Genomic DNA, 10,146 nt, shown 5'->3' with positions numbered 1-10,146 from the left:
GACTTAGCGCAAGGTATAGAGTATACTTTAGATAAACAGAGATAGGAATGTACTCATTTATATGCTTAAGGATCTGAATTTCAGGTCCTTTTTTTGTTGCCTAAATATATTGGAAAGGAGGAAGGGAAATGCGTATACCAAACAGCTTTATAACGGACCTCAGAAGCAATTACACAGATTTTGCCGTAGCCTGCAAACTATATAGCCTTGTCAGCTCTCACACCAAGCGTAGCAGCAACGGCTATGAAGTTTGCATTAAGCAGGAAACTATAGCTGCTTCCTGCAAATGCTCTGTATCAAGCGTAAAACGCTCTGTGTGCCGTCTTGAAGAAATGGGTATAATTACGCATAAATATCGTTTGGACGGCTCTGAGGGGCGTTTAGGGGCATATCACTATGCGTTGAAGCCTTATGACCTGAGCAAAAACTATTTCTATATGAATAATCGTAAGGCGTACTCTGCCGAATTGTCACCAAAGCTTTTCTATGTGTATGCAGTATTCTGCAAACTCATGTGCAATGATATAGCAAGATTTTATCAGTCGCTTAATGACCTTTCTGCGCTCATCAGGCTGAGTAGGGCAGAAGTGTCAAAGGTCATAGCTGTGCTTATTAACAGGTCCATGGTGCGCAAACAGCTCAAACGAACTAGAGCAGGAGATTATACAGACAATACATACTTCATCGTCACTCGTAAACAAGGTTGCATAAAAAAAGCAGGACCTAGATCCAATAGGTCCTGCTCAAATGGTTTGTGTTCTCGTGGGAGTTCACAACTCAAACAGCTATATAATAACACCTCGGACGGGATTTGTCAATCCTTTTTGCGAAAATTTTTATTATATAAGCCGATTTTATTTTATTATGGGGGTAGTCCCTGATTTGCACCCTCATATTTATAACCCACTTTGTATTAATATCTAAAAAAAGGTCAGATAGAGTAATTCTGTTATATTACTTAGTTCAGAATATGTAGTAATATATATGGCTTTTGATTTTTTTTGAAATTTGCCCTTTTGCCTTTTTTTAGATAATTTTAGGAGGACTTTTTTTATGTTGAGAAGAGAATATTTGATAAGATTGCGTACAGATATGCACTTTACCCGAGAAAACGTTGCTAAAGAGCTTGGCGTTAAAGACCGCTATCTCAAAAACATAGAGGACGGGCGAAGTCTATCTACGGAAGCTATAACACGGCACTTTATTGTTTTGTCAAAGCTTTTTGGTATATCAATAACCGACTTGGCGGCAATGGAAGCACTATACCAAGTTGCCAATATTGAGCTGATAGATACGATGTCAAATGAAACCACCAAGAGCAGTATTGACAATGTCGACTGATTTCGTCTTGTTTTCCTCAAAGCAATGACTATATATGTTTAACGTTGTAGTTGGGGTTGAGTGACCTAGTGTCGCTGATACAGTTACAGCGTCTATGCCAGCATTTATCTGCAGGCTGGCGTTGAGATGTCTGAATGTATGAACGCCATAGAAGGGTAAACCATTTTTCTTACACATTCTCTCAAGCCACTTGTAAGGCGTATTTGGGTGCATGGGCTTGCCATTTGCCTGCGTGAATAGCCTATCAGTTTTGACAATTTCTAAGCCTTTTCCTTTTCTGTTCCGAAAATCAAATTGCTGAGAATTTTGGTAGAGCTTCAGTAGCTTTGATAGTTCTTTCGGTATTTTAATAAAACGTTGCGATTTTTCGGTCTTAGTGACATCTGTATAGATACCCTCTATTGGCGTGTAATTTGAAGTCCGCTTTATCCTGACGTTGCATTTATCAAAATCAAAATCGTTCCATTCAAGACCTAGTATCTCACCTCTGCGTAGTCCTGTAAGCATAGCAAGTGTAAAGAATATTTGATATTTGAATTGAACGTGCTTTAATGTGCTTAATAATGTCTTGGCTTCATCAATGGTGTAGATTTTAATCTCTTTCGGACGCATTGTTTCGCCATTACCATTGATTTTAGGTATATCAACATCTGAGCAAGGGTTGTCTTTTATGTATCCGTATTTCACCCCATACGAAAAAATATTCGTAAGATACGTCATGTAATTCTTTATAGTTTTTCGTGATAATGGATTTCCTGTGCGTAGATTACCACCTTTTTCAGATAACTTATTAACATATGATTGGATAGTTATAGTCGAAATAGTTTGCAGACTGTTCTCGCCCAAATCATGATTGATCCGATTAGCAATCAATCTTTCTGAATTGCGAGTTGTTTCACGATGATTTTTTTCAGCGTAATTTGTATACCATTCGTCAGCTAAGTGTTTAACTGTCATTTGTGTGTCTGTTTGAATATTTTCAAAAGTGTTTTCTTCGGCTGTTTTTTGTACTGATGAAATAATAGTAGTCAATTCTGATATAATATCATCTTTCTGCTTTGAGCTTTCTGTTAAAATACGAATTTGCTCTTGTAAAATAGTATTTTGCTCCATTAAAAATCTTATTATCTCATTATTTTGCTTATCATAGAAATTCATTGATTATTCTACAGCTATCTCCCTTTTTTGTCCGTGGACAATTTATTATAAATCCAATGGATATTATACCACAAGTTGGATATATTTCATGTGTTAAATATAAAAACAATAATGATATTGTGTGAACGAATGTTCATTTTTAACACAAGAGAGAATGACTTCCAAAGGTTGACAAAATGTCTGACATATGTTATAATTAAAGCAAATAAAAAATCACATTAGGAGAGATCAAAATGAAAAAATTATTAGCTATGATACTTGCGTTAGGAGTTACGTTTTCTATTTGTACGTCTTGCGGTTCTTCAAGTTCTGATACCGAAGATGAAGACTCATCTTCGACTGTTTTGGAAAATAGTGATGAATTGCTGAAAAGCAATAATAAAGTCGCTAAGACACTTTTTACGTTAGTGAATAGTCGATACGCTGATGTTATCGTTGAAGGCGGTGAATATACAGAGGGCGAATACACATTCGATGTAACTGACGCCATGGAAACAGAGGGACAAGACGATACTATAAAGCGTGAAAAATATAGCGAGGAAGCGACCAAAGCAGATATTGAGCAAGTGTGTTGGAAAGCTTTGAAAAAAGCAGATATCGATAAGGGCATTTGTGTTGTCAAAATTGCCGACTCTGTAATCACAATGGCTTGTTATTCTAATTCTGAGATAAGTCAGTGCGCAGGCATTTATCCTAACCCAAAAACAGAAGCTCCGTCTTTTGGTATATCAAATATTCCTGAAGAATATAAGCAAGTTCCGTCATATGATGATGACGATGAAGACGCTGGCGTAATGGACTAACTTAACTTTTTAAAGCTCAAGCCGTGGCATAGTCTGCGGCTTGAGTATTTTTTTGTCCATGGACAAAAAAAGCCTGTGAGTGTAAATTCTCACAGGCTTTTGTATTTTAATGACTTAGGGAGTAATATAATGATTTTTACACTTCTTCAAAAAATCATTTGTGATTTGAAACGATATTGTATCAAAAACATTAAGCGGTGTCATATCTCTGATAAAACAATTAATATCCTTATAAACAAAATTTTTTCCTTGTATTGCTTTGCAATGCTCACATATATTCATCGCATAGCTGCGTCTTAGAGTTTTGCTGTATGCAACAGAGATTCTTTTAGGATATTTGTTTACCATGATTTCATCAAAAGAGAATACATCGCCGAGTACCTTAACTCCATAGTATTCAATATCCTCGTTTATCATGTGTAACTCTGTGTTTTGATATTTGAGAGCTTTAATTTTATCCCAAGGGTATGTGAAGTTATCAAGAATATTGCCTGTATACACAATATAGGTCAATATTTGAGTCTTTTCTCCGCAATTGTAGCAAGTTTTGTCATATGAATATACAATAAGTTTACCAGTGGATGTTGGAACATCGTTGGTACTTGATAAATCACACCCTGTCATCAAATCAATGGTGTATCGGTCATATGTATACTCTTTTCCGCCTTTTTTGAAAACAACAACATATTTATCTCCTATCTCCCTGATAGAATATGCAGTGTAAAGTTTTCCTGTTTTAGTGTTTACAAACTTATTCAAGACGCAACCCCCTATAAAATTTTATTTTCATCCATATTTTTTTAATAAAAGTCTTGACAAATGCTGAGATATGTGGTATAATAAATAGGAAATAAGAAAAGTGAGCGCATTAAAAAAGCACTCACTTAGGTATATAACTTTTGGCGAAGCTATATACCCTGAAATCACAGTTGTTCGAGCAACGGTGAAAACATTAAGTGAATGCGATTTATTCTGTCGTTCATTATAACACAGAATTTCGATAATGTCAAGAGTGTTTCATCGTTTAGCGGACTGTGAAGCACTCTTATTTTTATGCAGTCATTAACCTTAGCGGTTAATATATATCCCCGTCAGGCTTTAGGACCTTTCGGCTGGACTCAGAATAAGACATAATGATGTGTAATCTTTGCGAAATCACTAACAACTGCGCCGTGATGGACACTAGCGAGTATAGGCACTGTGGTGCTGAGCTACCTGTGAGAGTAACAAAGCAAGGGTGTCAACTTCGTGCCGACATTGCCACAATGTAGTCCCATTGTTTGAATGTCACTGCAGATGTTTCGTGTGCCAAAGGGAAAGATCATTATATAGCATAAGCAAAAAAATCAATACGATTACGGATTGTTTTTACATACACTCGGTCAAGCGGTATGCTTGGCTGACCAAAGGGTATTAATCATTAATGCTCTTTGGTCAATCAAGCAAGTTTGCTTCTTTTTTAGATATTAGCACAAAGTTCGCAGAATAAATATCCTACGAACTTTGAACTTAATCTTTGGTGCGGCAAACGGGACTTGAACCCGTACGTCAAGGACACACGCCCCTCAAACGTGCCTGTCTGCCAATTCCAGCACTGCCGCATTTACTATTCTTTTCGCTGAACTCTTTTGTTTTGTTTGTGTTCCGTGTCATTCAGCTTAATTATTATAGCATTTATTTTTTCTATTGTCAAGGCTTTTTTTCAAAAAAAATCGACTATTTATAAATATACATATCACATGCTTATTTGTATATATCAAATTCAGCTATTGACAAATCAGTCAGGCGGTATAACAGTTCTGTTAGGCTAGATATTCTAAACCAAAGCATACCACACGGTACATCTACACAACCTTGTAAAAAATTCAAACCACTCCGCTGCCCAAGGTGGGACAGTTTCACTCATTATGAATTTTTTCAACAAAAAAAGGACTTCATTACGAAGTCCTTTAATTATTTGTGCAAACTCAGAATTACTTGAGCTCAACAGAAGCGCCAGCAGCCTCAAGCTTTGTCTTGATCTCCTCAGCGTCAGCCTTTGAAGCACCTTCCTTGATAGCCTTAGGAGCACTCTCAACGAGTTCCTTAGACTCCTTAAGACCAAGACCTGTGATCTCCTTAACAGCCTTGATAACAGCCATCTTAGCATCGCCGAATGAAGTCAGAACTACGTCAAACTCTGTCTTCTCCTCAGCAGCAGCGCCAGCAGCACCAGCAGCTGGAGCAGCAGCAACAGCAGCTGTTACACCGAATTCTTCCTGGATAGCGTCAACAAGCTCTGAAAGCTCGAGAACGGAAAGTTTCTTGATCTCTTCTACAAAATTCATAATCTTCTCTGAAGCCATGATAAAAATCTCCTTTTTATTAAATAATTTTTCGGGTCAAAGCCCATTCGTTAAGCGGCATATAAATTATGCAGCCTCGTTGTCCTTGTCCACAACAGCCTGAAGTGTTGCGGCAAGTTTCTGGATAGGACCCTGAAGGGAACCAACCAGCTGTGCGAGCAGAGTTTCTCTTGAAGGGATCTTCGAGAGAGCCTTAACGCCTGCCTCGTCATAAACGTCCTCACCAATGTAACCGGCCTTGAGGAAGAACTTTTCGTCCTTGCAGTCCTCAGCAAACTTACCGAGTATTCTTGCAGGAGCTGTCTGGTCGTCGTTAGAGATAGCGATAGCTGTTGTACCCTCGAGTACGTTTGTGATACCGTCAAGACCAGCTTCCTTAAGAGCAAATCTCAGGATAGTGTTCTTCTCAACGAAATAACTTACGCCAGCCTCTCTCAGCTCTTTTCTGAGCTTTGTATCCTCTTCAACAGTGATACCCTTGTAATCAACGAGTACGCCTGCAGCAGAGTTCTTGAGCATTTCAACGAGCTGTGCAACTCTTTCCTTCTTAGCGGACAATGTCTTTTCGCTTGGCATTTCAATTTCACCTCTTTGAACTAATTTACGCAAACCGTAAACTAACAAAAGAAAAATCCCTTTCGTCGCAAGACAAAAGAGATACAAAGTCATAATTACTTTGCTATTCCTTTCCTCGGCTGGACTTCCGCAGCTTCCTGCTGCCAACTGTCTTTAGATACGAATGCTCTAATATTATAACAGACCCTTGACCTTTTGTCAAGAGCCTGCTATGCTTTTAATGTAAACTTTTTGTGAACTTAAATATTTATCTTGTGCTTGTTATACTTGCTTGATATTTTAAGCCTTGCCACAGCCTTGTTAAGAGCTGCCTGCGTGTGATAATATTCTGAAATGCTCTGCTTCTGCCTGAGCTTCTCCTCAGCTCTCTCCTTGGCGGCTTCGGCACGCTTTTCATCTATCTCCTCAGGGCGTTCCACAGTGTCCGCAAGGAGCGTCACATATGACGGCATTATCTCCACAAAACCATCGCTTACCACCGCATAGTGCCACTGGTCGCCCGTTCTGTAACGCAGCTCACCTGCGTTAAGACAGGTTATCATGGGCTGGTGATTAGGCAGTATTCCGAAAGAGCCGTCCTGACCCGGGAATATAAGCTCGTCACATTCTCCCGAATAGAAAATGTGGTCGCTGGCAAGTATTTCAAGCTTGAATGTCTTTACCATTTCAGCTTCTCCTTTCGGTGAGGGTCATCACTCGTTTTCAAGCTGTTTAGCCTTTTCGATAACATCGTCGATAGTGCCTGCGTTAAGGAATGCAGCCTCTGGATATTCGTCCATTTCGCCGTCGATGATCTTCTTGAAGCCTCTGATCGTTTCTTTCAGAGGAACATATTTGCCCTCTATGCCTGTGAAGTTCTCTGCAACATGGAAAGGCTGTGAAAGGAATTTCTGTATCTTTCTTGCTCTGTAAACAGCCGTCTTGTCGGCGTCGTCAAGCTCCTCCATGCCCAGGATAGAAATGATATCCTGAAGTTCCTTGTACTTCTGCAAAAGCTCCTGAGTCTTTCTTGCAACTTCGTAATGCTCCTGACCTACTACGTCAGGCTCAAGTATTCTTGAAGTTGACTCCAGTGGGTCAACGGCAGGATAGATACCCTGTTCAACTATCTTTCTTGAAAGCACTGTTGTTGCGTCAAGATGTGAGAACGTGATAGCAGGGGCTGGGTCTGTCAGGTCGTCCGCAGGGACGTATACAGCCTGAACAGATGTGATAGAGCCTTGCTTTGTGGAAGCGATACGCTCCTGCAAAGCGCCCATTTCGTTTGCAAGGGTAGGCTGATAACCAACGGCTGACGGCATTCTGCCAAGGAGTGCCGATACCTCAGAGCCTGCCTGAACGAATCTGAATATGTTGTCTATGAAAAGCAGTACGTCCTGATGTTCCTTATCTCTGAAATACTCAGCCATTGTAAGTCCTGTCTGAGCAACTCTCATTCTTGATCCAGGAGGCTCGTTCATCTGACCGAACACTAGGGCTGTCTTTTTGATAACGCCTGAGTCTGTCATTTCGTGCCAGAGGTCGTTGCCCTCTCTTGAACGCTCTCCAACGCCTGTGAATATGGAATATCCGCCATGCTCTGTGGCAACGTTTGTGATAAGCTCCTGAATAAGCACAGTTTTACCAACGCCTGCACCGCCGAACAGACCTATTTTACCGCCCTTTGCATATGGAGCAAGAAGGTCTATTACCTTTATGCCTGTTTCAAGAATCTCTGTTGCAGGCTTCTGATCTTCAAATTTTGGCGGCTCTCTGTGTATCTCCCAGTAGTCGTCAGCCTTGACAGGCTCGCCGCCGTCAATGCTCTCACCAAGGACATTGAACATTCTTCCCAGGGTAGCGTCGCCTACAGGAACTTTTATGCAAGCGCCTGTGGCAGTGACCTCCATATCCTTTTCAAGTCCGTCGCTTGAAGCAAGCATGATAGCTCTGACAGTGTTGTTGCCAAGCTGCTGAGCCACTTCCATGACCTTTGTCTTGCCGTCAAGCTGTACAGTAAGAGCGTCCTTTATCATAGGTAGCTTGCCGTTTTCAAATTCAACGTCAACGACAGGTCCCATTATTTCAACGATCTTTCCTTTTTCCATTTTAATCTCAACACCTTTCCCGAAAGCCTTAACTCTCGTCCTTTTGAGCATTTGCTCCGCTGACGATCTCGGTTATCTCCTGTGTGATAGCCGCCTGTCTTGCTCGGTTATACTGCAATGACAGCTCCTTTATCATCTCCGAAGCACTTGTGGTAGCACCGCTCATGGCGGTCATTCTGGCATTCTGCTCACTGGAGAATGCCTCTACCAAAACGCCGAATATAAGACCTTTCATGTAGTTCGGCACAAGATGATCCATTACCTTTTCAGGACTTGGTCTGAACGTCACGATATCGTGATCCTGCTTTTGCAGAGGGTGTTCAAAGTCCTCACGCTCCAGCGGAAAAAGCTTGAGCATCTCAGGCTCCATATCCATGGAATTTATCATCTTGGTGTAAATAACATAAACCTCGTCAAGATATTTTCTCTCAAAAAGATCTGTGATAGTTTCGGCGATCGCCCTCGCCCTGTAAAGGGTAGGATTTTGAGCCGTGTAAAGGAACTCAGCGTCGATGGTCACGTTCTTTCTTGAAAAATAATGTCTTCCGATCTGTCCCACAACGAAAAGGCAGGTGTTCTTGTGCTTAGCCATTTCCTGCTCTGCAAGCTTTAAAACGTTGTGGTTATAAGCTCCTGCCAGACCCTTGTCGGCTGTTACCACTATGTAGCCTATCATTTTGTCCTCAGGCTTTTTCTCCTCACGCTGGTCGAAATACTTGTGCTCGAACTCAGGCGTGTGGAGCAGTATGTGGTGAATGGTAGATTGGAGCTTTTCAAAGTAAGGCTCGGTGTTTTCAAGCCTTTTCTTGGCTTTTTTCAGATTTGAGGAAGAGATAAGGTACATAGCGTTTGTGATCTTCATGATCTCGCTTACGCTTGCGATCCTTTCTCTTATCTCTCTCATTCCTGCCATGCCTTATGCCTCCTTTCGGTGCAGAGCCTTTATCTGCCCTGCTTAAATTCCTTTGCGGCAGCAACTATCTTTGCGTCTAGCTCGTCTGTCATGACCTTTTTGTCGTTTATCTCGGCAATTATATCGCTGTGATTTGCCTCAAAGTAGGAAAGCATATCGAGAGTGAATTTTCTTATCTCCTTAACAGGCACGTCAAGCAAAAGCTTGTGCTGTGCACAGCAGAGGATAATTACCTCCTCGTGCATTGAATAAGGGTGATAGAGCGGCTGTTTAAGTATCTCAACGAGCCTGTGACCATGGTCGAGAAGCTCCTGCGTTGTCTTATCAAGCTCAGAGCTGAACTGTGTGAACACTTCCATTTCTCTGAACTGGGCAAGGTCGATACGCAGATTGCCTGATACTTTCTTTACTATCTTGGTCTGTGCCGCACCGCCTACACGGGATACTGAAAGACCAACGTTTACAGCAGGTCTTACGCCTGAGAAGAACAGCTCTGTTTCAAGGAAGATCTGTCCGTCTGTGATAGAAATAACGTTTGTAGGGATATATGCGGAAACGTCGCCTGCCTGTGTTTCGATTATAGGCAGGGCAGTGATAGAACCGCCGCCGTGAGCGTCGTCAAGTCTGCATGAACGCTCCAGAAGTCTTGAATGAAGATAGAATACATCTCCAGGATAAGCCTCACGTCCCGGAGAACGTTTCAGAAGCAGGCTCATTGCTCTGTATGCAACTGCGTGCTTTGAAAGGTCATCGTATACTATAAGAACGTCCTTGCCCTTATCCATGAAATATTCAGCCATTGCTGTGCCTGCGTATGGGCATATGTACTGCAAAGGCGCAAGGTCGCTGGCCATAGCCGTTACAACTATGGTGTAATCCATAGCACCATGCTTTTTAAGATCCTCAACGAACTTCGCAACTGT

The 10,146-nt window shown here is 41.3% G+C and carries 10 protein-coding genes, 1 tRNA gene, 1 pseudogene and 1 other annotated feature; of the genes and pseudogenes, 3 read left to right on the top strand and 9 right to left on the bottom strand.

The features are described from left to right. Positions 1-128 precede the first annotated feature (128 nt). Entirely contained in the window at positions 129-881 is a 753-nt protein-coding gene (locus QVO88_RS12375) for a helix-turn-helix domain-containing protein (RefSeq protein ID WP_022288206.1), read from the top strand. 172 nt (positions 882-1,053) lie between these two features. Beyond that, a complete protein-coding gene (locus tag QVO88_RS09275) occupies positions 1,054-1,341 on the top strand; it encodes a helix-turn-helix transcriptional regulator (protein WP_022288205.1) in 288 nt (95 codons plus the stop codon). Here the strand turns inward: QVO88_RS09275 and QVO88_RS09270 are convergent. Further along, positions 1,300-2,499 (bottom strand): site-specific integrase, encoded by a 1,200-nt coding sequence (locus tag QVO88_RS09270; RefSeq protein WP_022288204.1) that lies wholly within the window; start codon positions 2,497-2,499, stop codon positions 1,300-1,302. The two genes, QVO88_RS09275 and QVO88_RS09270, sit on opposite strands and share 42 nt — an antisense overlap. 233 nt (positions 2,500-2,732) lie before the next feature. Between QVO88_RS09270 and QVO88_RS09265 the strand changes: the two genes are divergently transcribed. Further along, on the top strand, positions 2,733-3,302 hold the full coding sequence (locus tag QVO88_RS09265; RefSeq protein ID WP_022288203.1) for a hypothetical protein: 570 nt from the start codon (positions 2,733-2,735) through the stop codon (positions 3,300-3,302). A gap of 114 nt (positions 3,303-3,416) precedes the next feature. Here the strand turns inward: QVO88_RS09265 and QVO88_RS09260 are convergent, their stop codons facing one another. The 8 genes and pseudogenes from QVO88_RS09260 to QVO88_RS09225 form a co-directional block, all read right to left on the bottom strand. Next, on the bottom strand, positions 3,417-4,061 hold the full coding sequence (locus tag QVO88_RS09260) for a hypothetical protein (RefSeq protein WP_022288202.1): 645 nt from the start codon (positions 4,059-4,061) through the stop codon (positions 3,417-3,419). Between the two features lie 758 nt (positions 4,062-4,819). Next, a tRNA-Leu gene (locus QVO88_RS09255) sits at positions 4,820-4,903 on the bottom strand. Positions 4,904-5,275: 372 nt separating this feature from the next. Further along, positions 5,276-5,647 (bottom strand): 50S ribosomal protein L7/L12, encoded by a 372-nt coding sequence (gene rplL, locus QVO88_RS09250; protein WP_022288201.1) that lies wholly within the window; start codon positions 5,645-5,647, stop codon positions 5,276-5,278. Between the two features lie 66 nt (positions 5,648-5,713). Further along, positions 5,714-6,223, bottom strand: coding sequence for a 50S ribosomal protein L10 (rplJ, locus tag QVO88_RS09245; protein WP_022288200.1), 510 nt, complete (start codon positions 6,221-6,223; stop codon positions 5,714-5,716). Between the two features lie 41 nt (positions 6,224-6,264). Further along, positions 6,265-6,398, bottom strand: a sequence feature (ribosomal protein L10 leader region). A gap of 64 nt (positions 6,399-6,462) precedes the next feature. After that, positions 6,463-6,888: a F0F1 ATP synthase subunit epsilon gene (locus QVO88_RS09240; RefSeq protein ID WP_022288199.1), complete on the bottom strand. Its 426-nt coding sequence runs from the start codon at positions 6,886-6,888 to the stop codon at positions 6,463-6,465. A gap of 27 nt (positions 6,889-6,915) precedes the next feature. Next, positions 6,916-8,310 carry a F0F1 ATP synthase subunit beta gene (gene atpD, locus QVO88_RS09235; RefSeq protein WP_022288198.1) on the bottom strand — a complete coding sequence of 465 codons (1,395 nt, stop codon included), beginning with the start codon at positions 8,308-8,310 and terminating at the stop codon, positions 6,916-6,918. Between the two features lie 28 nt (positions 8,311-8,338). Next, positions 8,339-9,223: an ATP synthase F1 subunit gamma gene (gene atpG / locus QVO88_RS09230; protein ID WP_022288197.1), complete on the bottom strand. Its 885-nt coding sequence runs from the start codon at positions 9,221-9,223 to the stop codon at positions 8,339-8,341. A gap of 29 nt (positions 9,224-9,252) precedes the next feature. Then, positions 9,253-10,146 (bottom strand): annotated as a pseudogene (locus QVO88_RS09225) (F0F1 ATP synthase subunit alpha); the annotation flags it as partial.

It is taken from the genome of Ruminococcus sp. CAG:57 (assembly GCF_000435935.1).
Taxonomy (GTDB): Bacteria; Bacillota; Clostridia; order Oscillospirales; family Ruminococcaceae; genus Hominimerdicola; species Hominimerdicola aceti.
Note: the sequence above shows the minus strand (reverse complement) of the source record. Positions and strands in the feature narration are given on the sequence as shown.